This is a genomic window from Streptomyces sp. SID8352, from assembly GCF_009862265.1.
GTDB lineage: Bacteria > Actinomycetota > Actinomycetes > Streptomycetales > Streptomycetaceae > Streptomyces.
This window is the reverse complement of record NZ_WWGX01000104.1, coordinates 197,687-224,011: the sequence shown is the minus strand read 5'-3', so window position 1 is coordinate 224,011 and position 26,325 is coordinate 197,687. Positions and strand designations below refer to the sequence as shown.

Genomic DNA, 26,325 nt, shown 5'->3' with positions numbered 1-26,325 from the left:
CCGCGGGGTCCGCCCCGCCGCGGGGTCCGCCCCGCCGCGGGGTCCGCCGCGACGGCGGGGCCGCCGGTGCCGATCAAGCGGGCGGGCCCGGCGCGGCATCCTCGGGAACAGATACCCGCCGGGGTATGTTGCCCATGGTGTCCGCCGTGCGCCGACCGGCGTCGGTGCCGTCCGGACGCACGACGTCCACGATCGTTCGACCTGGAGTGCAGACATGGAGTTCGGGATCACCGTCACGCTCGACACCCCGTTCACGGAGACGGTGGAGAGGGTCCGCGCGGCGCTCGCCGAGGAGGGCTTCGGCGTCCTGACCGAGATCGACGTGCGGGCCACGATGAAGGAGAAGCTCGGCGAGGAGATGGAGGACTACCTCATCCTCGGCGCCTGCAATCCCGCCCTGGCCCACCGCGCGCTGGGCGTCGAGCGGCAGATCGGGCTCCTCCTGCCCTGCAACGTCACGGTGCGCGCCGTGCCCGAGGGCGTCGTCGTGGAGGCGATGGACCCGGCCCTGCTGGTCCAGGTCACCGGACGCGCGGAGCTGGACCCGGTCGCGGGCGAGGCCGCCGAGCGGCTGACCAGGGCCCTGGCCTCACTGACGGGCTGAGCCCGGAAGGCCGGTACGGGGCACGGATCCGGGCGTCAGCCTTCCGCCGGTGCCTCCGGGCCGCCTCGCCGCCCCGTCGGTCGCCACCCCGCCCGTCGTGGGGCGCCGGGTGCCGCCCCGTCACCGCCGCGTTGCTCCCCCGCCGACGGGCGGACTCCCCGACGCGCCCCACGGCCGCCGGAAGGGCCCCGGTCCGCGCACGCCGGTGCCCGACGACGGAGACTCGCCCCTGGAGCGGCATACGGAGGCGGGTCAGGGCCCAGGGGTGGGACACCGCCCGGCCCATCCGGTGGCGGCCACGACCTCGCGCGCGATGTCGGCGACGGCCCTCCCGTCCGTCGCCACCCGCACCGTCCCCTCGGGAACGCGCCGGTCCAGCAGCCGCGCCTTGCGGGCGCTGCCCTCCAGTTCCGCTTCCAGCTCCGAGCCGAGTTCGCGGCGCGTCAGCCGCTCGTGGACGGTCGCGTCGGACGCGGTGAGGAGGACGCGCACGACACGCACCTCCGCTCCCATGGCCCGCCGGAACATGCCGGCCGTCTCGGGCAGCACGCTGAGCGTGTTCGTGTAGACCAGCCGACGGTGGCCGCGCCGCGCGAAGTTGCCCCAGACCGCGGTGAGATTGCACTCGGTGAGTTCCGAGCGGTCCGGGTCCCCCTCCGGCGCCGGATGCACCTGGCCCATGAAGTCGCCGTCGACGACCGCGTGAGCGACCGCCGCGGCCCGCAGCAGCGCGGAGACCTCCCATCCCACGGTCGTCTTGCCGGCCCCGGCCCGGCCGCCGATGAGGAGCACCTCCGCCTGATCCACTTCCGCCTGGTCCATGGGAGCAGGGTGCCCGCCCGCACCGGTCCCGCGCGAGGGGATATCGGCCGGTCTCCCGGATCCGGACGCCCCGACGGGAGCAGATCCGGCGGCGGGGCACCCGGCTCCGAACGGCCGGCGCTTCGTGACGGCCCGCCGGAACGGGGCCCGCCCGGGAGGCGTCGGGCCCGGTCCGCCCGGTCCGCGCCGTGCCCGCACTCCGTCCGCCGGTGCTGCGGAGCGGCCCGAATCCGCCCCTCCGTCGAACCGGCCGCGCGGTGATTCGGACACATCACCCTTGGCCGGACGTCGTCTCGACAACGGCCGTCGGCTGTAGCCGAATGTCCCTGGTCGGCACGTGCCGCACTCCAGCAGGTGAACAACAGGGGTCCTATTGGTACGAATCCGCCGCGCTCCGGAGGTTCCGGCGCCGACCGCACCCGGCTGTACCGACTCGCCCTCGGCGAGCGCCGCCCCGTTGAGTCCGCGGACCCTCCGGCGAGCCCCGGATCCGGGGTTCACCGCGCGGCGGCGTCCGCCCGGAGGACGTCCGCCCGCCGAGGGTCCGCCATCCGCCTCCTCGGCGCCGGGGGCCCGCTCGACGCCGCTCTCCGGCAGGACTCCGGCGCTTCCCACCCCTGGAACCTGCCCCGTCTCCCCCGCCCCGGCCCTCCGCGGACCGCGCGGACGGACGCGGCCCGGGGTGGCGTCCCCGGGGGAACTCCCCTTCCCGGCGGGTCATTCCAGGAACCCCGCCATCCCCGCGGCCACGGATCACCCGTGGAGACCGCCCGCCCCGTCCGTCCGGACCGGCACCCGCGGGACACCGCGGCGTCACCTACGCAACTGACAGGTCGTCACATCGCCGGTTCCGTCCGTCTTCCCCTCCCCATCTCTCCCGCAGCACTCTCCCGGAGGTCGACATGAAGCACGCGCAGAGTCCTTCCACCGCCGCACCCGCCGAGGACGGGCAACCCGTCGAGCTGGACGCCGTCGTCGTCGGCGCCGGTGTGGCCGGCCTGTACCAACTGCACCAGCTCCGCCGACAGGGGCTGCGGGTCAGGGCCTTCGACAGCGCCGACGACGTCGGCGGGACCTGGTGTTGGAACCGGTACCCCGGGGCGCGCTTCGACAGCGAGGCGTACATCTACCAGTACCTGTTCTCCGAATCCCTCTACAAGGACTGGAGTTGGAGCAGGCGGTTCCCCGACCAGGGCGAGGTCGAGCGGTGGATGCACTATGTCGCCGACACCTTGGACCTGCGCCCCCACATATCCCTCTCCACCACCGTGACCAGCGCCCACTTCGACGAGGACCGGGGCCGCTGGACCGTGCGCACCGACCGGGGCGACACGGTCGACACCCAGTTCCTGGTGAGCTGCGCGGGCATGCTCTCCGCACCGCTCGACGACTGGTTCCCGGGGCAGGAGACCTTCCACGGTCCCGTCGTGCACACCGCGCGCTGGCCGCGCGAGGGGGTGGAACTGCGGGGCAGGAAGGTCGCGGTGATCGGCACCGGAGCGACGGGCATCCAGGTCGTCCAGACCATCGCCGACCAGGTGGACCGGCTCACCGTCTTCGCCCGCACCCCGCAGTACGTCCTGCCCATGAAGAACCCCTCCTACGGCCCGTCCGAGGTGGCGGCGTACAAGGACCGCTTCGAGGAACTGCGCGGCACGCTGCCCGAGACCTTCACCGGCTTCGAGTACGACTTCACCCACACCTGGGCCGAGTGCACCCCTCGGCAGCGGCGGGACATCCTGGAGGAGGTCTACCAGGACGGGTCCCTCAAGCTCTGGCTGGCGGGATTCGGCGAGACCTTCTTCGAGGCCGACGTCAACGAGGAGGTCTCGGAGTTCGTCCGCGAGAAGATGCGCGGACGCCTGCGGGACGAGCGGCTGATCGACCTGCTGGTGCCCGGGGACTACGGATTCGGCGAGCGCAGGGTCCCCCTGGAGAACGGCTACCTGGAGACCTACCACCGCGACAACGTGGAACTCGTGGGCGTGGCCGACAACCCCATCACCCGCTTCGTCCCCGAGGGGATCGAACTGGCCGACGGATCGGTGCACGACGTCGACGTGATCATCATGGCCATCGGGTTCGACGCCGGCACCGGCGCCCTGACCCGCATCGACCTGCGCGGACGGGACGGGCGCAGCCTGCGGGAGGAATGGGGCCACGACATCCGTACGACGATGGGGCTCGCCGTCCACGGCTACCCGAACCTCCTCACCGCCGGGGCGCCCCTCGCCCCGGCCGCGGCGCTGTGCAACATGACGACCTGTCTCCAGCAGCAGACGGAGTGGATCTCGGACGCCATCGGCCATCTGCGCGGCACCGGGGCCTCGCTCATCGAACCCACCGCGGAAGCCGAGCAGGCATGGGTAGACCACCACGAGGAGACGGCGAACGCCATGCTGCTCACCCGCACGGCGTCCTGGTACATGGGGGCCAACATCCCCGGCAAGCCCCGCCGCATGCTCTCCTACACCGGCGGGGCCGGGGCCTACCGCCGCAAGTGCGCGGACGTCGCGGCGGCCGGATACCCGGGATTCCGCATCGAGTAGACCTCCCGTGCGCCACCGTGCGCGCCGGGCGGGGAGCACCGCCCGGCGCGTGGCCGCCCGGGCCCGCCCCGCCGCACGAGCCGCGCCGGCCCCCGGGAAGGGGGCCGACCCGGCTCTCGCCCAGGTTCTCCGGGGCCCGGCGCGGCCAGGCGGTGTCTTCAAATGATCTTGCCTGGTGGATCATGGTGTCGTGATACGTCGCCATGAACTGTCTGATGCCGAGTGGGAGTTCGTCCGGCCGCTGCTGCCCGAGTCGTTGCGGGGACGCAAGCGGCTGGACGACCGCAGGGTCCTGAACGGGATCGTGTGGAAGTTCCGCACCGGGACGGCCTGGCGGGACGTGCCCGAGCGGTACGGGCCGTGGGCCACGCTGCACACGCGATTTCGCAGGTGGGCGGCGGACGGCACGTTCGACCGGATGCTGCGGGCCGCCCAGGCGAAAGCGGACGCGGCCGGCGACGTCGAGTGGCTGGTGTCGGTCGACTCCACGGTCGTCCGCGCGCACCAGCACGCGGCCGGGGCCCGAAAAGGGGGCTCCCCAACCCGGCCCTCGGTCGGCCCCGAGGCGGTCTGACCAGCAAGATCCACCTGGCCTGCGACGGGACGGGCGGGGCCGTCCGCTCGCTTTCGTCGTGACGGGCGGCAACACCAACGACTGCACCCGGTTCACCGCCGTGATGGAGGCGATCCGGGTGCCCCGGATCGGACCCGGGCGGCCCCGGGTCCGGCCCGACCACGTCCTGGGCGACAAGGGCTACAGCTCGAAGGCGATCCGCACCTGGCTCCGCCGCCGCGGCATCGCCCACACGATTCCCGAGCGGGCCGACCAGGTCCGCAACCGGTCCCGACGCGGCCGCCGAGGCGGCCGCCCGCCGGCCTTCGACCGCGAGGTCTACAAGCACCGCAACGTCGTAGAACGGTGCTTCAACCGCTTGAAGCAGTGGCGCGGCATCGCCACCCGGTACGACAAGACCGCCGAGTCCTACGAAGCAGCCGTCACGCTCGCATCACTCCTGATGCGGGCGTGACATTTGACGACAGAACCTAGGCAGCTTCGTTTGGATCAGTTGGTCGTTGGTCCGGGTGTGCCGTTGACTGATGCGCAGTGGGCGCGGATCGAGCCGACAAGTAGCGTGCCGGGTTGTCCGGGCGGGGACCGTCACGCTTCCCGCCCGGACATCGTGACGCCACGCGCCGACGGGCACGGGCCGGGCGTCGGCGAGGATGTCGCGAAGGTCGGCGGGCATCTGGGGGTGGTCGATCCAGGTCACCGCGACGTTGGCCAGGGCGTGCCGGCGCGGTCCTCCAGGAGCTCAAGTCCTCGCACAACTCCGGATCGGGTACGGTCGTGACGACGCTGAACGCAGCCATGGTCCGCTGCGTCGGGAGATCCCGGGTATCAAGCCGGGCAACCCTGCCACACTCCCCTCTGTCCCGTAGGGGTTCCGCGGCTGGCTCCCGCACGGATCTCGGGGTGTGCTCTCCCCCGGGCAGACGATCCGCCAGAGCGGCCCCGTTCACGAGGATGGTCCCCGTCCCGAACGGCGCACGACACCCCACCTCTCAGGAGTCACCCCGTGAAGCCGGCCGCCGCATCGCCATTGCCGCCCTCCTCGTCGCCGCCACCCTCACCCCGCTCAGCGGGACCGCGCTGGCCGCCGCCCCGACACCCCCCACCCACGTCACGGCCGCCGGTGCCCCCACCCCCAGCTCCGGCGTCCAGGCGCTCCAGCAGGCCCTGGAAGGGGTACCGGACGACGACGTCTCGGCCGCCCTCATCAGGGTCGGCGGCACCGAGACCTGGGCCGGCTCGGCCGGCATCCGCGACCGCGTCACCCAGGCCCCCGCGCGGCCCGACGCCCGCTTCCGTGCCGGCTCCGTCACCAAGATCGTCACAGCCGCCACTGTCCTCAGCCTGGTCGCGGACGGCAAGGTCGCACTCGACGCCCGCGCCGACCGCTACCTGCCCGGCCTCTTCCCCGCCGGCTTCCCCGCCGACCGGATCCCCACCGTCCGCCAGCTCCTCGACTACACCAGCGGCCTGCGCGACGGTGCGAGCCTCGGCGAGACCGACGAGGAGCTGTACGCCAACCGCTTCCGCACCCTCACCCCCCGCCAGGTCGTGGCGGCCTCCCTGGCCGGCGGCTCCCTGTCGGCCCCCGGCACGGTCCAGCGCTACGCCAACATCCACTACACGGTCCTGGGCCTCCTCATCGAGAGCGTTGCCAAGGACACGTACGCCCACCAGGCGCAGATCCGCGTACTGCGCCCCCTGGGCATGCGGGACACCGGCTTCCCCAGCCCCGGCGACCCGTTCGTGCACGGCGTCCACAACCGAGCGTACGCACAGGTCGACGGCCACCGCGTCGACGTGACGGAGTGGAACATGGTGGACCGCCGCGCAGCCGGCGACATGATCTCGACCACCGCCGACCTGGAACGTCTGCTGACCGGGCTCTTCTCCGGCGCCCTGCTGCCCGCCCCGCTCCTGGACGCCATGCTCAGCCTGCCCGCGGGCCAGGTCGCGTACGACGGCGACCGCCAGTTCGGCATGGGCTTCCAGCGTCTCGCCCTCGGCGGCGGCACCATCATCTGGGCGAAGACAGGCTCCCGCCCCGGTTACCACACGGTCATCGCGGGCGACCGTCAGCTGTCACGCACGGTCGTCTACTCACTGAACGCCGAAAGTGCGAAAGACGACGGCGAAAAGCTGGCCCGCCGCTTCGCCCTCCCGGCCTTCCTCGGCTGATCCCGGATGATGCCGCCGAAGCCTCCGACCCGGGCGGCCGACGTCTCGGGGCAGGAAACCGCTTCTGCCTGCTGGCGTTGAGCTGCCGCGGCGGAGACGCAGCAGAGCTTCTGGCTGCTAGGCAGTTTCGTTTGGATCATCGGGCGGACCAGAGGAAGATGCCCGCGATGTGGACCGGCCAGGTAGATGGTGGCGGTCTTCTCGTAGCGGGTGGAGATGCCCCGCCACTGATTCAGACGGTTGATGCACCGTTCGACGGTGTTGCGCTGCTCGTAGGTCTCGCGGTCGAAGGCAGGTGGCCTGCCGCCGCGGCTGCCCCGACGCAGCCGGTGCCCGCGCTGGTCCGCGGGGACGGGGATCACTGCCCGGATGCCGCGCTTGCGCAAGTGCTCGCGGATCGCGCGGGAGGAGTACGCCTTGTCGGCCAGGACCAGGTCCGGCCTGGTGCGGGGTCGGCCTCGCCGGCGGGGAACGCGCAGGCGGCGGGCCATGACATCGGTGAAGGCGGGTGCATCACCGGCCTGACCGGCGGTGAGGACGAACGCGGGGGCCGGCATCGCCGTCGGCCGCGAGATGGATCTTTGTGGCCAGTCCGCCGCGGGAGCGGCCGATGGCGTGGTCGCCGGATTCGTCGGCCGGGCCCCATTTTACGGGCCCCGGCCGCGTGCTGGTGGGTCCGCACGATCGTGGAGTCGACAGAGACGGCCCAGCCGAGGTCCTCGTCCGCGTCGGCCTGAGCCGCCAGGGCAGTGAACACCCGCTCCCACGTGGCGTCGACGGCCCACGTCCGCAGCCAGCTGCAGAGACCTCGTCAGTTGCCGTACCCCTCCGGCAGGTGCACCCACTGGGTACCGGTCTGGAACTTGAAGGCGATCGCGTCGATCACCTCACGATGGTCCCGCCAGCGGCCACCCCGCTTCGGCGTCCGGTCCGGGAGCAACGGGTCGATCCGCGCCCACTGCGCATCAGTCAACGGCACACCCGGACCAACGACCAACTGATCCAAGCGAAACTGCCTAGTCGATGCGGTCCACCCAGACGCTGGCGACGTAGCCCGATCCCCATGGGTTGGAGGCGACCGAAGGCTGGCCGACCGGGGCCCAGTTGCCGAGGACGATGCGCTGCGGAAGTCTCGGGTCGAGGGGGTTCAGCACGGCGTGGATGCGGTGCTGGCCGGTTCCGGTGGTGCAGAGGCTGGAGAGACTGCTGCCCGAGGAGATGGTGCAGTTGCCCGGCGCCGCCTGGGCGGCGGGGGCGGTCGCCAGCATCATGCCCGCCGCGGCCGCCGCGACGGCCGCGGCACCGATCACACTGCGCTTCCTGGACGGGGACTTCGTGAACATGGGGCTCCTTGGTCCGTTGACTACGCATGGCCGAAAAGCAGGTGCGTGTGGAGCGTGGAACCGATCTCCCATCGCGTGCACGACAGGCCGAAGCACTACAAGCTACGACGAACCCGGCATGCGAGTGGTTGATCGCCGCTTAAATCTCGCCCAATCGCGCGGGGCTCGGCAAGACCCGTGCCGGAATTTGGTTCAGACCAATTCTCCACGGGGGCGAACCGGTGGATCCGGATGACGGCACCCCGGACGGCCCGTCAATCACGCCTCCAGGGGCATCGGTTGTGCGGATCGCTGGCTGGGTTCACCAGGGCTGTCCCGTAAATGATCTCCGAGCCATCTCGGCATGGTCGGTCGCCGGTGGTCCACGCACCTATCCGGCGAGGGTGAGGTTGTGCTTCCGGGACGATGCCGAGCATGGCGTGGTGGATGCCGTCGCCTTTGAGGTGGCTGTCGCGGAGGATCTTCCAGGTCTTCACGCGGGCGAAGACGTGCTCGACGCGGGCGCGGACCTGTTTGTGGGACTTGTCGTGTTCCTCTTTCCAGTCCGGGAGTTCGGTCTGGCCGCACTGCCGGCGGCGGGGGTGACGAGTCCGGTGCCCGGGCAGCCGTCGGCAATCGTGACGATGTTGCCGACGGCGGCCCTGGCACCGGATTCCTCCCACGCTTTGCGGTCCTTGCGGTTGCCGGCGAGCGGCCGGCCGACTACGACGACCAGGTGGATGCCGGCGTCGATGACGACCTGGTGGTTGGTGGAGTACCGAACAGTCCTTCGACCGCTCGGCGATGGTGTGGTCGCGGGTGGGCACCGGAGTGCCGTCCACGATGAGTACGGCGTCCTCCGCGAACCGCTTGCGGGGCCGGAGAGCGAGCATCGGCCCGAGGTGGTCGGTGATCCGATCCGCCACCGACTTCGACACCCCGAACAACGGGGCGAGCTTGTCGCATGGTCAGGTTCGAGCGCGCGTGCGCTGCGCCCAACAACGCCCCGGACACCGAGAGGAAGGCTCCACGGCCGGCCCTTGCGGACCATGTCCGCACCTCCACGCCGCAGCACCATTACCAGCTTTCCGAAGGCGCGCGGGCCGAGTCCGGTGAACGGGGACTGTCCAGGACGGCTCCGACGCCGCGATCACACCAGCCACACCAGCCACACCAGCCACACCAAGATCATCCCACCTGTGACCGGTCTTCCCGGGCGACTGAAGTCATCCCTCACCGGTCCGTGTCATGGTCGAGTCGTACGCTCCCCACCATGACGATTGATGTCCTTGCCGAAGACCTCCAGCCCGACGATCTCCTCGATTTCTCGACCAAGCGCGGCACCCGGAGCCTCCAGTTGACCCTCGTGGAGCGGCGCACCAATGGCATCAAGTTCATGGGGCGTAACCACGATGGGCAGCTCTTCTCCAGCGGCATGAAGTACGGCCAGTCGGCGCGGTGCGTCCGGCCATAGGCCGTCCCGCCGGGCCGCCGGGCCGCCGAGCCGCCGGGCCGCCGAGCCGCCGGTAGCAGTTGCGGGGCAACCCTTGGCTTGTTCTCCAACCACCGGTGTCGAAGTGGTCGAGGCTTCTCCATGTGAGGTGCCGTATGTCAGGCGAGACGTTCCAAAACGTTGCGGGCCCGGTTTACCTCGTAGCACACCAGGTCATCGGCTTCGTCCAGTGACTCGGCCAAACCGACGGCCTCGCGTAGTACGTGTCGAGCCGCGGTGTGGTCACCGTCAGAGGCCAGCAAGTCACCGAGAACGGCCAGAGTTCGCACTTTCAGCGAAGAAGCCTCAAGGTGGTCCACCAGGTCACGCAAGGTAGCCTTCGCGGCCTCGCCATCACCGCGGTCGGCCTGCATCAGTGCTTTGCGGAACCTCAGCTCACCATCCACGTCTCGATCATAGGCTTGTTCTTCACTATGGTCCGAGGTCGAAATGGGTCTCGAACCAGGCCGCTCACCCGGGCGTTCACCGGACGCGGAGGCGGCTGCGGCAGGTGCTGGCGGGACTGCCGATGCCGCAGGCCGCCGACGGGCGCCTGTCCTCGCGCTCGACGTCAGCAACTGGTCCCGCCCAAACGCGCCGACCAGCGCGGACCGTCTGTTCGGTCACGTCTACGGCCGCAGCGGACGCTCCTCGGACCAGTTCATCCCCGGCCGGCCCGTGCACCGAAACCATCAACTCCCGCCTCTGGAAGACCACTTGGATCGAAAAACCGGCGGCCCGCCACCCGCTACGACGTGGGCAAGAACATGAAACGACCCGAAAGCACCACCGAACGAAATCGCCTCAGACCATAAAGAAAAAGCTTGAGGTCTGCCTTCAAACGGATCTTGCCCAGAGCAGAGACGATGCGAGTGCGACCGCCGCTTCGCAGGAGGTGGCGGTCTTCTCGTATCGGGTGGCGACGCCGCGGAAGCCTTTGAGCCGGTTGAAGCAGCGTTCGACGCTGTCGCGTCTGCTGATCTTTGGAGACGGACCCTTAATTGGGGTTCCTTCTGGCTTGATGCGACCTGGTGATCTCCTCAGGGTTTCAGGCAGCATCCCCAGTGCAAGGTCGGGTTCACCGGTAAGTGTCAGGGGGAGAATTGAAGCGCAAACTTGCTGCTGCATTCGGAGTTGCCGCCTTGACCGTTTCGGGCGTGGCCATGACGAGCGGATCGGCCTCGGCAGGCGCTCTGGCCTGCAAGTCGCCATGGACGGACGGCACCACATACGGGGTGTCCTGTTCCGGCGGCCCGTACATTGCTGTGGCGCAATGCAAGAACGGCCAATGGGTCCAAGGAGCCTCAGCCAGTAACTACAGTTGGAGCTACGCCTACTGCTCCACCGTCGGGTCAACGTACAAGTCCGGTACCGGATACACCCTGTACCTGTAATTCCGACCAGGGTCTGTCTCCAAACGGATCTTGCCCGGAGCGGAAATGATGCGAGTGTGACCGCCGCTTCGCAAGAGGTGGCGGTCTTCTCGTATCGGGTGGCGATGCCGCGGAAGCCTTTGAGCCGGTTGAAGCAGCGTTCGACGCAGATGCTGTCGTGCCGCTGCCCCAGGGTCACCAGTACGGCGAGGGGGGCGGCCCTTGCCGTCGCAGGCGAGGCGGATCCTTGTGGTCGGTCCTCCGCAGGATCGGCCGAGGGCGTGATCCTCCGGTTCGTCCGGTCGGCGGAGCCCCCCATTTCGGCCGATGGCGGCGGCGTGCCGGTGGGCGCGGACGATGGTGGAGTCGATCTGGACGAGCCGGTCGATGTCCCCGGCTGCGTCCGAGCGGGTCTGGATCTGCCGCAGGGGCCGGGTGAACACGCCGTCGAGTGTCAGCTGGGCATGCAACTGCCTTTCCTGGTCGGTGAGTTCATGGCGGCGTAGTACAGCCACCACGATCCACCATCTGATGGTCTTCGAAGACGGACCCCAGTACCGGCCCTCCCCATCCGCAAGGCGGCTTTCCGCCGGGCCCTGCGCGGTGGCGCTCGCCCGCTGCACGTCGGCGCGCTCCCGGGTCAGGTATCCCCGGGGTACTCGGCCGGGCCGCCGGGGCCGGTCAGGGCGTCGGCCGGGTCGAGGTCGGGAGCGCCCCTGGGCCACCAGTCGTCGCGGCCCGGCTCGGACTCGTAGGCGTACCACAGGCCCGTGCGGCCCAGGCGGAGCTGGAGGTGGCCCCGGGGATGGGTGAGGTGGTTGCGCCAGGGGCGGAAGACGGGGTGCCCGGCGGCGAGCAGCAGGGGGCGGGCACGGTCGAAACGGCCGGCCGGGGGGTCCCAGGGGTCCTCCAGGGTGGTGAGGCCGTCCGGGCCGCCCTGCCGCCAGGCGGCCACCGCGCGGGCCAGCTCAGGGGTGCCGCGGCCGGTGGCGCGGGCCAGGTCGGCGTAGAGCGCGCGGCTGCCCGCCGTGAGCCCCGACCCGGGGCGGGCGGCGGCGAGGCGGACGGCGTCCTGCCACAACGTCAGCCCGCCTACCGGGTCGCGGCCCGTGGTCAACAGCGCGTGCGCGCGGGCGGCGGCGTCCGTGGCCAACTGGTCCAGCGCGAACGGGTCCGGGCCGTCCGGGGACGCCGGGAAGGCGGGCGGCTGCTCGGGGTGCGGAGGCGCGGGCAGCGGGGGCGGCAGCGGCGCGAGCGGACGCCCGGCCAGCGCGTCGGCGGCCCGGACGCCGGGCGGTCGCGCCGACCTGTCCGACGCGTCCCGTGCGGCGCGGGCGGCACTGCGGCGGGACAGGGTGTCGAGCAGCCCGCGCTCGCCCCGGCCGCGCAGTAGCAGCAGGACGAACGGGTCGGCGTCGAGGAGGCGTGCCGTCTGGTAGCAGAGGGCGGCGGCGTGCTTGCAGGGGTGGCCGGAGTCGGGGCAGTTGCACTGCGGGGCGAGGTCGCCGGGGCCGGGGAGGAGCGGGACCCCGCAGTCGGCGAGGGAGTGCGGCAGCTCCTTGTCGAGCAGGGCGGCGATATGGCCCGGCCGCTCGGTGGCGGCGTCCAGGAACCGGTCCCAGTCGGTGTCGTCGAGCGTCCGCAGCCGGACCTGGACGCGGTACGGGCGGGGCCGGGCGCCCTGGACGTACGCCAGGACGTGGCCGGGGGTCACCGTGATGGCGTCGACGTGTCCCCGCTCGGCGTATCCCCGGCCCCGAGCGAGCCGCTGGGGGTCGAGCGCGCCGTCCTCCAGCGCCCGCACCCACGCCGCGCCCCACCACGTCGCGGCGAAGCCCTCCTCCCCCGCCGCCTCACGGGGCGGGAAGGCGGGGAAGGTGCGGCGCAGGTCGCCGTCCCGGTCCGGGGCCGCCATGGAACGGGGCGCGCGGGGGGCCGCCGGTGCGGTCGGCTCCTCCGCGCGGGGCGGGGCCGCTCCACCGGCGGCACGGGACCGGGTCGCGGACGCCGTACCAGCCGCACGGGGCTCGGGCCGGGAGGCGGCATCGGCCACCAAGGACTCGGGCCGGGGCGCGGGATCGGCCGCCCGGGACGCCTCGTGCGGGCGGCGGGTTCCGGGATCTGCGACGCCGGACGCCCGGAGGCGGGACCGGTACGCGGCCCCGGCCTGAGCCCCGGCTCCGGCTCCGGCTCCGGCTCCGGCCGCTGGATCATGCCTCGGCCCCGGCCTCCGGGCCGCCGGCTTCGGCTCGGTTTCGGACCCGTGTCCGCCCACGGGTTCGGCTGCGGACTCCGGTCCGGGGTCGTCGCCGGGCCCGCCCTCGTCCCAGGGCGAGCCCCCGGGCTCGGAACCAGCCCCATGCTCGTCGGAACCGGGCTCAACCCCAAACTCCGACCCGCTCCCAGCCTCGGTCCGGCCCCCGGCCCACAACGGGAACCCGGGCTCGGAACCGGAAGGCCCGGGATCGGAACCGGAGGCGTGATCGCCCCCGGACGCAGCCCCGGACTCGTCGCCGGTCCGGCGCTTCTCCCGGGACGCGAAGCCGGGCTCGGAGTGAGGAGATCCGAGCCCGGAGGCAGATCGGTCGTCACCGCCGGGCCCGCCCCCGGGACCTGGTCCGGACTCAGCTCCTGCCCCGCTCCTGGCCCTGGTTCCGCACCCGGGCTCGGAGCCGGAAGACCTGCGTCCAGAACCCGACCCGTGTGCGCCCCCGGACACAACCCCGGACTCGTCGCCGGTCCGGTCCTCGGCCCGGTGCACGAAGCCGGACTCGGAGACAGGAGACACCGGCTCGGATCCGGCCCCCTGGTCGCCGCCGGACGCCTCCCCTGGCCCGGGCCGGGGCTCCCGCCTCCGCCCGGAACCCCCCGCGCCCCGTTCCCCGGAGCCGGAGCCTGAGCCGGAAGCAGGCTCCGACCCGGGCCCGTCGAGAAGCCGTGGACCGTCCGCCCGGCGCAGCACTGCTGCGTCGTCCGGCGCGGGCCGGCCGGCCGCGGCCGGTCCCGGATCTTCTGCTCGCTTCGAACCAGCCCCCTTGAGCAGCCTGTTGGCCGACGTACGCTCCGAACCGGTCGCATAGCGCCCAGCGTCCGGACCGCGCCACGGCTCGGACACCGGCGGGCTCGGGGCATCGTCCGGATTCCGCCCCCGGGGCGGGCGGACCGCAGGGCTCTGAGCCGCCCCCTCGGGGCCGGGATCCCCGGCGGCGCAGCCCTCGGACCCGGAGCCCTCCCCCAGCGGAGTCGCTGTTCCGGCCGAAGCCGCCACCGCGGCGGCGCCGTTGGCCGAGGCGGCCTCCTTGTCCCAGGGCAGCCGGAAGGCGTCCGCCAGCGCCTCGCGCACCTCGCGGGCCCGCGCGTCGCCGTGGGGAGCACCGCCCCGGTGTCCGGGTCCGGCGGCCGTACGGCGGGAACGCCGCCCCCGCCCCGCTTCCGCCGCGTCCTTCTCCGCCGACGCCTTCCGCCGGGCCTCCCGCAACGCCTCGCGTGCCACGTCCCCGGGGCGGCCGCCCCGTGCCCCGACGACCGGGGCAGGTGCGGCGGTGCGGCCGTCCGCCCCACCGGCCCCGGCGGCTTCGGCCTCCGCACCGGGCACTGGGCGCGACCCCGCACCGCCCACCACTGCAGCGGCAGCGGCAGCGGCAGCCGCGTCCGAAAAGGACGCCGGAGCCGGCTCCGGCCCGTCGGTGACCCTCCGCATCGCCACCCCGGCCCCCGGCCCGCCCTCCGTGTCCGAGGCTCCGGACCCGCCGTCGTCCACGGCCGGGGACAGCGGGACCTCCGCGCCGACCGCGACGCCGCGCTCGGCACCGGTCCCGCGGACGGGCCCCTTGCCACCGGTCCCCCGGGCCCGGTCCGCGCCGGGCCGCGCCCCCTCCGGGCCGGGTGCGGCGTCCGGGGCGTCCTTGCGGCCGGCCGGGGACCGGGCACCCGGAACCGCCGACGCCCCATCGCCGGACGGCTCGGCGCCGATGTCGGCGCCCTCGTCGGGGCCGGGCATCCGCTGGGCACCGCGGGCACGGCGCAGGGCCGCGCGGGCCGCGTCGGCCGGACGCCACGCGTCGGGACGCACGGACCCGGACGGCGCCCCGGGCGCTTCCGCCGCCTCCGGCCCGGCCGGTGCCCCCGCCCCTGCGGGTGTCATCGGCCCGTCCCACTCCCCGGTGCCGGCCGGCGCCGACGCGTCAGGGTCCACCGGAGCGACCGGAGGGGACGGCGGCGGAGCGGAGGGGGACGGCGCCCCGCCCCCTGCCGGTGGCGGCGCCTCCCCCCGCGCCGCGCGCAGGGCCGCACGGGCGGCGTCGGCCGGGCGGGGGGTCATGACGGCCTCCGCAGGGACACCAGATCGGTCAGCTCGCGGTCGGTCAGCTCGGTGAGCGCGGACTCGCCGGTGCCGAGGACCGCGTCGGCCAGGGCCCGCTTGGCTTCAAGCATCTCCGCGATGCGGTCCTCCACCGTGCCCTCGGTGATGAGGCGGTGGACCTGGACCGGCTGGGTCTGGCCGATGCGGTAGGCGCGGTCGGTCGCCTGCTCCTCGACGGCCGGGTTCCACCAGCGGTCGACGTGCACGACATGGCCCGCGCGGGTGAGGTTGAGGCCGGTTCCCGCGGCCTTGAGGGACAGGACCAGCACGGGGGTCGCCCCGCTCTGGAAGCGGTCCACCATGCGCTCCCGCTCCGCCACCGGCGTACCCCCGTGCAGCAGGTCGACGGGGACCGCGCGGGCCGCCAGGTGCGCGGTGATCAGCCGGGCCATGCCGACGTACTGGGTGAAGACCAGGACCGAGCCGTCCTCCGCGAGCACGGTGTCCAACAGCTCGTCCAGCAGGGCGAGTTTGCCCGAGCGGGCGGCCATGCGGTCCCCCGCGGCCCCGGCCGCCCCTCCCCCGCCGTCCGCCTCCTTGAGGAACAGCGCGGGGTGGTCGCAGATCTGCTTGAGCGACGTGAGGAGCTTCAGCACCAGCCCCCGGCGGGCGATTCCCCCGGCCGCCTCGATGGCGAGCATCGACTCGCGGACCACCGCCTCGTACAGCGCCGCCTGCTCGCGGGTGAGCGGGACCGAGTGGTCCGTCTCGGTCTTCGGCGGCAGCTCGGGCACGATGCCGGGGTCGGACTTCCGGCGGCGCAGCAGGAAAGGGCGGATCAGCCGGGCGAGCCGCTCCACGGCCTCCCCGTCCTCGCCGTTCTCCACGGCGCGGGCGTGCCGGGCGCGGAAGGACCTGAGGGGGCCGAGCAGACCGGGGGTCGTCCAGTCGAGCAGGGCCCACAGCTCGGAGAGGTTGTTCTCGACCGGGGTGCCGCTGAGCGCGACCCGCGCGGGCGACGGGATGGTGCGCAGGGCCCTGGCGGTGGCGGAGTGGGGGTTCTTGACGTGCTGCGCCTCGTCGGCGACGACCATGCCCCAGCCCCGTTCGGCCAGGTCGGGCGCGGCGGACCGCATGGTGCCGTAGGTGGTGAGGACGAAGCCGCCCTCCGGGCCGTCCAGGGAGCGGTCGGCGCCGTGGAAGCGGCGGACGGGCACGCCGGGGGCGAAGCGGGTGATCTCCCGCTGCCAGTTGCCCAGCAGCGAGGCGGGGCAGACCACGAGGGTCGGCTCGGTCCGCGCCCGCTTCAGGTGCAGCGCGATGACGGTGACCGTCTTGCCGAGCCCCATGTCGTCGGCGAGGCAGCCGCCGAGGCCGAGGGAGGTCATCAGCTCCAGCCAGGCCAGCCCGCGCAACTGGTAGTCGCGCAGCGTCGCGCGCAGGCCGGGGGGCGGCTCGGCGGGCCGGATGCCCGCCGTCAGCCGGTCGCGCAGGGCTGCCAGGGCGCCCTCGGGCACCACCTCGACCGTCTCGCCGTCGGCCTCGGCGCTGCCGGTGAGGGCGACGGCCAGGGCGTCGACCGGATCGAGCAGGCCGAGGTCGCGCCTGCGGGCCCGGCGGACCAGCTCGGGGTCGACCAGGACCCACCGGTCGCGCAGCCGCACGACCGGCCGGTGGGCCTCGGCCAGGGTGTCCATCTCGGCCTCGGTGAGCGGGTCGCCGCCGAGCGCCAGCTGCCAGCGGAAGCGCAGCAGGTCGGCGCTCTCGAAGAAGCCGGTGCCGTCGGTGGCGGAACCGGGGGCGGGGCGGACGACGGCGGCCGCGGTGAGGTCCTGGGCCAGGTCCCGGGGCCAGTGCACGGCGACGCCGGCCGCGGCGAGGCGGGTGGCCGCCACGCCGAGCAGGTCGACGACCTCCGGTGCGGACAGGCTCAGCACGTCGGGCACGTCCTGCTCGGTGAGCCGGTCCAGCGGCGGCCAGGTCCGGGCGGCCCGGCGCACCGCGAGGGCGGTGTCCACCCGGGCGCGGGGGCCGAAGGCGGCGTCGGCGGCGCCCGACCAGAGGTCGGCGGCGTCGGCCACCAGCGTGGGGTCGGCGAGGCTGTGCACCTGGACGACGGCCGCCCCGGCGCCGCGCGCGGCGGCGCCCCCGCCCGCCGCGTCCCGGCGCTCGGCCTCCCCGTCGAAGACGTCGTACGCGGAGAGGTCGAGGCGGAGCGAGATCCGCACGCCCGCGTCCATGCCGGCGGCGACCTCCGCGGCCCAGTCCCGCGCGCCGGGCAGGCGGTGGGCCCCGGGCCCGGCGAAGGGGCGCCCGCAGGCGTGGGGGGCGGCGGGAGTGCGGGGCAGGGTGTCCGCGACGGCGTCGAGGAAGGACCGCATCAGCGCCTCCGGCTCCGGCAGCCGGATCGGCCCGGGGCCGTCCAGCGGCACGGCGTGGCCCTCCGGGGGCAGGGCGGCGGCGACCGCGCGCAGATGCGCCAGGTCCTCCGGGTCCAGGGGCCCGGCGCGCCAGGCGTCGTCGCCGTCGGGCGTCAGGCCGGGCAGCAGCCGCCCGCGCGCCGTCAGCCGCAGGGCGTGCAGCGCGGCGGCCCCCCAGCAGGCGGTGGCCGGGTGCGCGGCCGGATCGCGGCGGGCGCGCACCAGCAGGGGCAGTGCCTCGGCGACCGGCAGGGACAGCGCGGGGGTGGTCCGGCGCCGTACGGACGAGCCGTGCGGGCGGACGACGGTGATCTCCCCGTCCCCGGCGGGCGGGCCGGGGGCGCCCGCCGGGTCCCAGAAGGCGATCCGGCCGTCGCGCGGGAGCGGGGCGGGCAGGAACACGGCGGCGAGCCCGGGCGGCACGGCCTCCGCCGCGGCCGGGGGGCCGCCCGCCGCCCGCTCCGCCGCGCGCGCGGGACGGTGCCCGTGGCCGCGCCCGGCCGCCGCGCCCGCCGCCCGGCCGTCGGCGTTCGTCTCGGCCACCGCCATGTCCCGCATACGTTGTGTCACCTCCCGGCCCTCCGTCGGATCAGTCGTCTCCGACTCTACGGGCGGGGTCCGACAATCGGCCCCGACGTCCTCTGCGGACGGTGGGCGCGAGCGGACGCTTCGGGGCCTGGAGACGGCCGGGGCGACCGGGCCGTCCGGGGAGCGCCTGGCGCGCCGGGAGCGTCAGGCGTGCCGGGACCGTCAGGGGGGTGCCGGATCTGCCGGCGCCGTCGGTACCGGGACGACATCCCGGACTCTCCGGAGGAGAGCCTGCCCGGATACGCCGCCGGGCCCGCCCCGGACCACCGCCCGGGCCGCCCCGTCATCCCCGCCACCGTCCCCGTCGCCCGGGGCGCGGGTGCCACCACCCGGTGTCCGGCGTCACCACCCGGTGGGCCCCACCGCCGCCGGACGCCGGCACCACCGCACCGCCCGCACCGCCCGCACCGCGCCGACGGTCACCGCGCCCCACGGCCGCGCAGCACCACCACCGCATCGCACCGCCGCGCCGCGTCACCCGGCCGCGCCGCGCCGCCGCGTCCCGCTCACGGCACCGTGTGGGAGACCACGTAGACCATCGGATAGTCCGGGTCGGCCATGTTCACGACGATGTCCTGGGTGGGCCGCGGGTTCTCCTGGACATGGGTCAGCCCCCACCAGTCGCCCGTCCCGTCGAACTCCCACCCGGCGACCTGCCGGGCGCGGTCGTTGACGGCGATCACGCCCTCCTCCAGGGCGTCCCGTCCGACGCCCACCCCGGCGAGGAAGGCGTCCAGCCCCGCCGCGGTCGTCTCGAACTGGACGTAGAGGCGGCTGGTGCGCCAGTTGTTCGTCTCGTAGTGGGCGACCTCTTCGGACGGCACCGGGACCGGCACCTCGTAGATGCGCCGCTGGAGCTTCGACGGCCAGCCCTCGGTCAGGCCGGTGGCGGCGTACTTCGCCTCCTTGTCCCGCCCGCTGCTGCGGCTCTGGTTGGCGGAGATCACCAGATAGCCGGCCGGGACGCCGATCAGCAGCACGATGGTCAGCAGGGTGAGCGCGCGGCGGCGGATCATGTGCCGCCGGTCCTCCGGCGGGCGCTCCGCCCGGGGCGCGCCGGGCGTGTCGTGGGCGTCCCGGGTGCCGGTGGCGTCCGCGCCGTCCGGGGGCCCGTGCGGGTCCTCGTCCCGGGGCGCGGTCCCCGACTGCTGCGGCAGCGCCCCCCGGCGGCCCGGGGAGCCCGTCACAGCGACTCCCGGGCCGTGTCGCGGGCCTCCGCGTACCGTTCGTAGCGCTCGTGGCGTTCCACCCGGCGCCGTTTGGCGCGGCGGAAGCGGCGGGCGACCAGCCGGGCCAGGTCGGCGGCGCCGACCATGCCGGCCTCGGGGCCGAGCCGGGCGCGGACGATCCGGGCCTCGGGGCGGTAGCCGCGCCCGGTGAGCTGGCGTCTGAAGGCGTCCCGCGCGGGGCCGATCAGCAGGTCGTCGGCCGCGCTGACGCCGCCGCCGATCACGAAGCAGGAGGGGTCGAGGGCCGCGGCGAGGTTGGCGATGCCGACGCCGAGCCACTGGCCGATGTCCTGGAGCAGTTCGACGCACATGGCGTCGCCGCCCCGGGCCAGCTCGGTGATCATCGGGCCGGTGATGTCGCCGGTGTTCCCCTTGACGTGCTCGATGATCCCGTACGCCACCGGGGAGTCGGCGGCGGCCAGCTCGCGGGCCTCCCGCACCAGGGCGTTGCCGGAGCTGTACTGCTCCCAGCAGCCCCGGTTGCCGCAGGGGCAGCGGTGTCCGCCGGGGACGACCTGCATGTGGCCGAACTCCCCCGCGACCCCGTACTTGCCGCGCTTGACCCGGCCGTCCTCCAGGATCGCGCCGCCGATGCCGGTGCCCAGGGTGATCATGACGAGGTGGTCCTCGTCGCGTCCGGCGCCGAAGCGCCACTCGGCCCAGGCGGCGGCGTTGGCGTCGTTGTCCACGAGCACGGGGACGGCGAGGCGGCCCGCGAGGCGGTCGCGCAGCGGCTCGTTGCGCCAGGAGAGGTGGGGGGCGAACAGGACGCGGTTGCGGTCGGCGTCGACCCAGCCGGCCGCGCCGATGCCGACGGCGTGCACGTCGTGCCGGTCGGAGAGGTCGAGCACCAGCTCGACGATGGTGTCCTCGACGACCCGGGGGCTCTTGGACTTGTCCGGGGTCTCCGCGCGCAGCTTCTCCAGGATGTTGCCGTCGGCGTCCACGACGCCCGCCATGACCTTGGTCCCGCCGATGTCGATGCCGACGGTCGGCACCCGGGGGGCGGAGAGGTGTGAGCGGCGTTCCCTGGTGCCCACGGTGCGCAGGACCGGGGCGCGGCGGGAACCGATGGGGGCGGTGAGGTCGCGATAGGTGCTCATCGGGTGCGATTGTGCCGCACGGAGGTGTCCTCGGCCGAACGCTTCCCCTGCCGGGGCGGGGTGGACGGCCGCCCGGAGCGGACCCGGCGGGCGGGGCCGCGGGCACGCCGGTACGGGGTGCCCGGTTTCCCGCGCACCCCGGTGTTCCGGCCCTCCCGGGCGGTTCGGCCGGCCCTCCCGGGAAGGTCCTCCCGGACGGCACCGCCGGTCGTCCCGGACGGCACCGCCGGTCGTCCCGGACGGCACCGCCGGTCGTCCCGCCGCGGCCTCAGTCCTCCCGCTGGAGCTCGTGGCGCAGGGCGTCCAGTTCCGATCCGCCCGCCATCTGGCGGGTCAGTTCGTCCAGGGTGATGTCGTCGCGTTCGTGGTTGCCGACCATGGTGCCGCGCTTCAGCAGGACGAAGCGGTCGCCCACCAGATGGGCGTGGTGCGGGTTGTGGGTGATCAGGACGACGCCCAGGCCCTGGTCGCGGGCGGCGGAGACGTACTTCAGGACGACGCCGGACTGCTTGACGCCGAGCGCGGCCGTGGGTTCGTCGAGGACGAGGACCTTCGCGCCGAAGTGCACCGCGCGGGCGATGGCCACGCACTGGCGTTCGCCGCCGGAGAGGGTGCCGATGGGCTGGTCGACGTCGCGCAGGTCGATGCCCATGCGCAGCAGTTCCGCGTGGGTGGTGCGGCGCATGCGGTCGACGTCGAGCCGCCGGAACGGGCCGGCGCCCCGGCGCGGCTCGGAGCCGAGGAAGAAGTTCCGCCAGACCGGCATGAGCGGGACCACGGCGAGGTCCTGGTACACGGTGGCGATGCCCCGGTCCAGGGCCTCGCGCGGGGAGCCGAGGCGGATCTCCTCCCCGTCGAGGGCGAGGGTGCCGCCGTCGTGCCGGTGCAGCCCCGCGATGATCTTGATGAGGGTGGACTTGCCCGCGCCGTTGTCGCCCAGGACACAGGTGATCTCCCCGGCGTGGACGGTGAGGGACACCCCCTCCAGGGCGCGGACGTGGCCGTAGTGCTTGCTGACGTCGGTCAGCTCCACGAGGGCCGTACGGCCGTCGGTGCGCTGCGTCATGCGGTGGCCTCCGCCCGCTTGCGGACCCAGGCGTTGAGCAGGGCCGCGAGGAGCAGCATCGCTCCGAGGAAGAACTTGAACCAGTCGGGGTTCCACTCGGCGAAGACGATGCCCTTGCTGGTCATGCCGAAGATGAGGGCGCCGACCGCCGAGCCGACGGCGCTGCCGTAGCCGCCGGTGATCAGGCAGCCGCCGATGACGGCGGCGATGATGTAGATCAGCTCGTTGCCGACGCCCTCGCCGGACTGGACGACGTCGTAGGAGAAGAGCAGGTGCTGACCGGAGATCCAGGCGCCGAGGCCGACGCCCATGTAGAGGCCGACCTTGGTGCGGGTGACCGGGACGCCGACCGCGCGGGCGGCCTCCTTGTTGCCGCCGACGGCGAAGATCCAGTTGCCGGCGCGGGTGCGCAGCAGGATCCAGCTCGCGACGGCGACCAGGGCGAGCCACCAGAGGATGGTGACCTTGAAGCCGACGCCGCCGACGGTGAGCGTGGAGGCGAACACGTCGCGGGCGGCGGGGAAGCCCTCCATGTCGGCGATGGACTTGGTGGAGACGGTGCCGCCGATGAGCTTGGTGAGGCCCAGGTTCACACCGGTCAGCATCAGGAAGGTGCCGAGCGTGATGATGAAGCTGGGCAGCCCGGTGCGGGTGAGCATCAGGCCGTTGAAGGCTCCGATGGCGAGGGTGACCAGCAGCGAGACGGCGACGCCGACCCAGACGTTGGCGGTCATCTGATAGCTGGACATCGAGGAGACCAGCGCCGACGAGGTCACCAGGACGCCCGCGGACAGGTCGAACTCGCCGCCGATCATCAGCAGCGCCACGGGCACCGCCATGATGCCGATGGTGGAGGCGGCGTAGAGGACGGTGGCGAGACTGGCGGGGCGCAGGAAGCCGTCGGCGAAGGCCACGAAGAAGGCGAAGACGGCGAGGGCGCCGACGACCGAGCCCAGCTCGGGGCGGCCCAGCAGCCTGCGCAGCGGGGCGGTGTGGGGCGCGGTCCGCCCCCCGGTGTCCCGCACCGGCGCGGGGGCGCTCATCGGGTGCCCCGCTCCGTGTGGTCGGCGAGGGCGGCGGCGTCGTCCTTGGTGATGATCTGGGGGCCGGTGAGGACCGGGCGGCCGCCGCCGAGGACGTCCGCGTTGTACTTGTACAGCCAGAGCAGGTCGACGGCCTCGTAGCCCTGGAGGTAGGGCTGCTGGTCGACGGCGAAGCCCAGGGCGCCGGACCGGAGCCCGGCGACGACCTTGGCGTTGAGGTCGAAGGTGTCGATCTCGGCCTTGCTGCCCGCGCCCTCGCGGGCCTTGACGGCGGTGTCGGCGTAGGGCGCGCCGAGGGTGACGACGGCGTCGACGGCCCGGTCGCTCTGGAGCTTGGCCTCGATGGCGGACTGGGTGTCGGGCATGTTGGTGCCGTTGACGTAGAGCCGCTGGAGGGTGCCGTCGAAGGTCTTCTCGACTCCGTCGCAGCGCTGCTCGTGGCCGACGTTGCCCTGTTCGTGCAGGATGCACAGGGCCCGCTCGCGGCCCCGGGCGTTGAGTTCCTCGCCGACCGCCTCGCCGGCGATGGTCTCGTCCTGGCCGATGTGCGTGAGGGCGCCGAACTCCCTGGACTCCTCGGAGCCGGAGTTCACGGTGATCACGGGGATGCCGGCCTTCCGGGCGCGGTCGAGGGCGGACCTCATCGCGTCGGGCTTGGCGAGGGTGACGACGATCCCGTCGACCTTCTTGTCGACGGCCGCGTCGACGAGCTGGGCCTGCTGCTGGGCCTCGTCGTCGTGGGAGTACAGGAAGTTGATGTTGTCCTTGACGGCCGCCTGTTCGGCGCCGCTCTGGACGATGTCCCAGAAGGTGTCGCCGTCGCCCGAGTGGGTGATCATGGCGAAGGTCCAGCGGGGGGTGTCCACCGCCGCCCGTCCCTGGGCAGCCGCCGCCCTGCGGGCGTCCTCGGCGCGCTTGCCGCCGGTGCTGCTGCACCCGGCCAGGGACAGCGTCAGCGCCCCTGCCAGTGCGATGCCCACCCATGTCCGAAAACGTGCCACGAGGCCGCGCCCCTTCTTGCCGTGCCGTGCTGTTCCGCCGGGTGCCGGGACCCGGTCGCCGTGGGGTCCCGGTGCCGGGCGGAGCCGGTCGCGGGAAATCCCGAACGCTCCATTCTCCGCTACCGGAACCCGTGGTTCCGCCCAGGGGAGCGCCGACGGGTCATATTGTCCGGACATTGAGACGAACCTCCACGGTGCGCGGGGCCGCCGTCCGGGACCGAGGCCCGGGGGCCGGACCCGGACCCGGGAGCCAGGAGCCGGAGACCGGGGCCGGGAGCCGGGGCGGGGCGGGACCGGGCTCTGGCGGACGGGCGGGTCAGGGCCGTACGAGGAGCTGGAACTCGAAGGAGTAGCGGGAGGGCCGGTACAGGTGCGTGCCGAACTCGACGGCGCGTCCGGTGTCGTCGTAGGTGGTGCGCCGCATGGTGAGCAGGGGGGCGCCCTCCGGTTCGTCCAGCCGCTCGGCCTCGGCCGGGGCGGCGGCGCGGGCGCCGATGGACTGGCGGGCGCTGTGCAGGGTGATCCCGGCGCCGCGCAGCAGGCGGTAGAGGCCGGTGGCGCGCAGTTGCCCGGTGTCCAGGTCGAGGAGGCCGGGGGGCAGGTGGTTGCAGAGGTAGGCGACCGGTTCGCCGTGCGCCAGGCGCAGCCGTTCCAGGCGGTGCACATCGCCGCCCTCGGGGACCCCCAGGGCAGCGGCGACCTCGACGGTGGCGTCGACGACGGTGTTGACCAGCACGTTCGTGGAGGGGCGGCGGCCGGCGGCGGCCAGGTCGTCGTAGAGGCTGCTCAGCTCCAGCGGGCGCTTGACCTGGCTGTGCACCACCTGGGTGCCGACGCCCCGGCGGCGCACCAGGAGGCCCTTGTCGACGAGGGACTGGATCGCCTGGCGGACGGTGGGGCGGGACAGGCCGAGCCGCGCGGCCAGGTCGATCTCGTTGCCCAGGAGACTGCCGGGGGTCAGGGCGCCGTGTTCGATCGCCGCCTCCAGCTGCTGCGCGAGCTGGAAGTACAGCGGGACCGGACTGCTGCGGTCCACTCGGAGGTCGAGCGCGTCCGTCGGGTCCACGGTTGGTTTCGGCACCCGCCGAGCGTAGCCCCACGCCCTGTTGACGGGAAGTCGTGCAGTCCGGTTGTCCGGACATACACATTGACAGCGGCCGGGCTGTGAGCCCACTTTGTTTCCATGCGCATCGGGGTCATCGGTACGGGCCGGATCGGCACCGTCCACGCCAACACGCTCAGCCGTCACCGCGACGTCGGGTCCCTGATCCTGACCGACGCCGACCGGGCGCGCGCGCAGGAGCTGGCGCACCGCCTGGGCGAGACGGCGGCACCGGGCGTGGACGAGATCTTCCACTGGGGCGTCGACGCGGTGGTGATCACGACGGCCACCTCGGCCCACGCCGAGCTGATCGGGCGGGCGGCGCGCTCGGGGCTGCCGGTGTTCTGCGAGAAGCCCGTCGCGGCCGACCTGGCGGGCACGCTGCACGCCCTCGGCGAGGTGGCCGCCGCCGGCACGATCCTGCAGATGGGCTTCCAGCGGCGCTTCGACAGCGGCTACGCGGGGGCGCGGGAGGCGGTGCGGTCGGGGCGGCTCGGCCGGCTGCACACCGTGCGCGCGGTCACCAGCGACCAGGCACCGCCGCCGCCCGCCTACCTGGCCCAGTCCGGCGGCCTCTTCCGGGACACCCTGATCCACGACTTCGACGTCCTGCGCTGGATCACGGGGCGGGAGGTCACCGACGTGTACGCCGCCGGGTCCGACGGCGGGCCGGGGATGTTCCGGGAATCGGACGACGTGGACACCGGGGCGGCGCTGCTGACCCTGGACGACGGCACGCTGGCGACGGTCACCGCGACCCGGCTGCACGGGGCGGGGTACGACGTCCGCATGGAGCTGGCCGGGGAGCTGGACCAGATCGTCGTGGGTCTGGACGACCGCACGCCGATCGCGTCGACCGAACCGACCGGGCCCCCGGCGGCGGACAAGCCGTGGACGGGGTTCCTGGAGCGCTTCGGCCCGGCGTACGAGGCGGAGCTGACCGCGTTCGTGGAGCTGGTGCGGGGCGAGCGGGACAACCCGTGCGACGGACACGCGGCGCTCCAGGCCCTCCGGATCGCGGAGGCGTGCGAGGTGTCGCGGCGCGAACGCAGGCCGGTACGGCTGGCGGAGGTGCCGGGGGCGGCGGGAGCGGCGTTACGCGGCTGAGCGCCGGGGCGCATGGGCGCCGGGCGTGGGCCGGGCGGAGCCCCGGGGCGGGCGCGGCGGGCCCGGTCGTACGGTCACGGCGGGCCCGGTCGTGCGGGCGGGGTGGTGTCCCGCGACGGTGTACGGCGGGGCGTCCGGTCCCGCGGCCCGGGAGGCTTCGCGACGCCCGTGGGTGCCCTGCGGCGCCCGTGGGTGCCCTGCGGCGCCCGTGGGTGCCCTGCGGCGCCCGTGGGTGCCTCGCGGTTGTCCGGTGACACCTCGCGGCATCCGGGGGCACGGTCCGGCGGTCGGTGTCCGGCGCGTCCGGCTCCCTGCCGGAGCGGTCCGCGCCCCGGGCCGTGTCCTACGGCGCTGTCCGGCGGGCCGGGAGGTCTGCGGAGGGCGGGACGGCGGCGGACGGGGGGACGGTGACGGCGAACGGGACGGCGGCAGCGGCAGCGGACGGTGACGAC

The 26,325-nt window shown here is 73.8% G+C and carries 16 protein-coding genes and 6 pseudogenes; 8 read left to right on the top strand and 14 right to left on the bottom strand.

Annotated features, from left to right (window positions below):
• Window positions 1-214: 214 nt before the first annotated feature.
• Window positions 215-604: a DUF302 domain-containing protein gene (locus GTY84_RS30880; RefSeq protein ID WP_161229701.1), complete on the top strand. Its 390-nt coding sequence runs from the start codon at window positions 215-217 to the stop codon at window positions 602-604.
• 252 nt (window positions 605-856) lie between these two features.
• Here GTY84_RS30880 and GTY84_RS30875 read toward each other — a convergent pair whose 3' ends face one another.
• Window positions 857-1,426, bottom strand: coding sequence for a hypothetical protein (locus tag GTY84_RS30875; protein WP_202552280.1), 570 nt, complete (start codon window positions 1,424-1,426; stop codon window positions 857-859).
• A 902-nt stretch (window positions 1,427-2,328) separates the two neighbouring features.
• Here GTY84_RS30875 and GTY84_RS30870 point away from each other — a divergent pair.
• The 3 genes and pseudogenes from GTY84_RS30870 to GTY84_RS30860 all read left to right on the top strand — a co-directional run bounded on the left by GTY84_RS30870 (window position 2,329) and on the right by GTY84_RS30860 (window position 6,724).
• The gene (locus GTY84_RS30870) at window positions 2,329-3,975 is read left to right on the top strand and encodes an NAD(P)/FAD-dependent oxidoreductase (protein ID WP_161229700.1); all 1,647 of its coding nucleotides are present in this window, start codon (window positions 2,329-2,331) and stop codon (window positions 3,973-3,975) included.
• Between the two features lie 193 nt (window positions 3,976-4,168).
• A pseudogene (locus GTY84_RS30865) lies at window positions 4,169-5,003 on the top strand (IS5 family transposase).
• A 497-nt stretch (window positions 5,004-5,500) separates the two neighbouring features.
• Complete coding sequence (locus GTY84_RS30860; RefSeq protein ID WP_161229699.1) at window positions 5,501-6,724, top strand: serine hydrolase domain-containing protein; 1,224 nt, start codon at window positions 5,501-5,503, stop codon at window positions 6,722-6,724.
• 136 nt (window positions 6,725-6,860) lie between these two features.
• Here the strand turns inward: GTY84_RS30860 and GTY84_RS30855 are convergent.
• The 3 genes and pseudogenes from GTY84_RS30855 to GTY84_RS30845 all read right to left on the bottom strand — a co-directional run bounded on the left by GTY84_RS30855 (window position 6,861) and on the right by GTY84_RS30845 (window position 9,209).
• Window positions 6,861-7,721: pseudogene (locus tag GTY84_RS30855) on the bottom strand (IS5 family transposase).
• A gap of 19 nt (window positions 7,722-7,740) precedes the next feature.
• Window positions 7,741-8,067: a hypothetical protein gene (locus GTY84_RS30850; protein WP_161229698.1), complete on the bottom strand. Its 327-nt coding sequence runs from the start codon at window positions 8,065-8,067 to the stop codon at window positions 7,741-7,743.
• 370 nt (window positions 8,068-8,437) lie between these two features.
• Window positions 8,438-9,209: pseudogene (locus GTY84_RS30845) on the bottom strand (transposase).
• A gap of 110 nt (window positions 9,210-9,319) precedes the next feature.
• Here GTY84_RS30845 and GTY84_RS30840 point away from each other — a divergent pair.
• Window positions 9,320-9,520, top strand: a complete 201-nt coding sequence (locus tag GTY84_RS30840; RefSeq protein ID WP_161229697.1) for a hypothetical protein — start codon at window positions 9,320-9,322, stop codon at window positions 9,518-9,520.
• A 137-nt stretch (window positions 9,521-9,657) separates the two neighbouring features.
• Here the strand turns inward: GTY84_RS30840 and GTY84_RS30835 are convergent, their stop codons facing one another.
• Window positions 9,658-9,945, bottom strand: a complete 288-nt coding sequence (locus GTY84_RS30835; protein WP_161229696.1) for a hypothetical protein — start codon at window positions 9,943-9,945, stop codon at window positions 9,658-9,660.
• 92 nt (window positions 9,946-10,037) lie between these two features.
• On the opposite strand from GTY84_RS30835, the pseudogene GTY84_RS34390 reads away from it, so the two are divergent.
• Both GTY84_RS34390 and GTY84_RS35085 read left to right on the top strand, forming a co-directional pair.
• A pseudogene (locus GTY84_RS34390) lies at window positions 10,038-10,210 on the top strand (transposase); the annotation flags it as partial.
• Window positions 10,210-10,353: pseudogene (locus tag GTY84_RS35085) on the top strand (transposase); the annotation flags it as partial. The pseudogenes GTY84_RS34390 and GTY84_RS35085, both read left to right, overlap by 1 nt.
• Window positions 10,354-11,138: 785 nt before the next feature.
• Here GTY84_RS35085 and GTY84_RS34385 read toward each other — a convergent pair.
• From GTY84_RS34385 to GTY84_RS30785, 9 genes and pseudogenes are all read right to left on the bottom strand, one after another.
• Window positions 11,139-11,282, bottom strand: a pseudogene (locus GTY84_RS34385) (IS5/IS1182 family transposase); the annotation flags it as partial.
• A 269-nt stretch (window positions 11,283-11,551) separates the two neighbouring features.
• Complete coding sequence (locus GTY84_RS30820; protein ID WP_345943581.1) at window positions 11,552-13,186, bottom strand: SWIM zinc finger family protein; 1,635 nt, start codon at window positions 13,184-13,186, stop codon at window positions 11,552-11,554.
• 2,042 nt (window positions 13,187-15,228) lie between these two features.
• Entirely contained in the window at window positions 15,229-18,204 is a 2,976-nt protein-coding gene (locus GTY84_RS30815) for a DEAD/DEAH box helicase (protein ID WP_345943580.1), read from the bottom strand.
• 524 nt (window positions 18,205-18,728) lie between these two features.
• On the bottom strand, window positions 18,729-19,409 hold the full coding sequence (locus GTY84_RS30810; protein ID WP_345943579.1) for a sugar kinase: 681 nt from the start codon (window positions 19,407-19,409) through the stop codon (window positions 18,729-18,731).
• Complete coding sequence (locus GTY84_RS30805; RefSeq protein WP_161229692.1) at window positions 19,406-20,554, bottom strand: ROK family glucokinase; 1,149 nt, start codon at window positions 20,552-20,554, stop codon at window positions 19,406-19,408. The genes GTY84_RS30810 and GTY84_RS30805 overlap by 4 nt, the downstream gene beginning before the upstream one ends.
• A 268-nt stretch (window positions 20,555-20,822) precedes the next feature.
• Entirely contained in the window at window positions 20,823-21,620 is a 798-nt protein-coding gene (locus GTY84_RS30800) for an ATP-binding cassette domain-containing protein (RefSeq protein ID WP_161229691.1), read from the bottom strand.
• Window positions 21,617-22,663 (bottom strand): ABC transporter permease, encoded by a 1,047-nt coding sequence (locus tag GTY84_RS30795; RefSeq protein ID WP_161229690.1) that lies wholly within the window; start codon window positions 22,661-22,663, stop codon window positions 21,617-21,619. Before GTY84_RS30795 ends, GTY84_RS30800 begins: the two co-directional genes overlap by 4 nt.
• Window positions 22,660-23,664 carry a sugar ABC transporter substrate-binding protein gene (locus GTY84_RS30790; protein WP_161229689.1) on the bottom strand — a complete coding sequence of 335 codons (1,005 nt, stop codon included), beginning with the start codon at window positions 23,662-23,664 and terminating at the stop codon, window positions 22,660-22,662. The genes GTY84_RS30795 and GTY84_RS30790 overlap by 4 nt, the downstream gene beginning before the upstream one ends.
• A gap of 316 nt (window positions 23,665-23,980) precedes the next feature.
• Window positions 23,981-24,730, bottom strand: coding sequence for a GntR family transcriptional regulator (locus GTY84_RS30785; RefSeq protein WP_161229815.1), 750 nt, complete (start codon window positions 24,728-24,730; stop codon window positions 23,981-23,983).
• A gap of 117 nt (window positions 24,731-24,847) precedes the next feature.
• Here GTY84_RS30785 and GTY84_RS30780 point away from each other — a divergent pair, with 117 nt between their 5' ends.
• Entirely contained in the window at window positions 24,848-25,873 is a 1,026-nt protein-coding gene (locus GTY84_RS30780) for a Gfo/Idh/MocA family oxidoreductase (protein ID WP_161229688.1), read from the top strand.
• The last annotated feature ends 452 nt before the right edge of the window (window positions 25,874-26,325 follow it).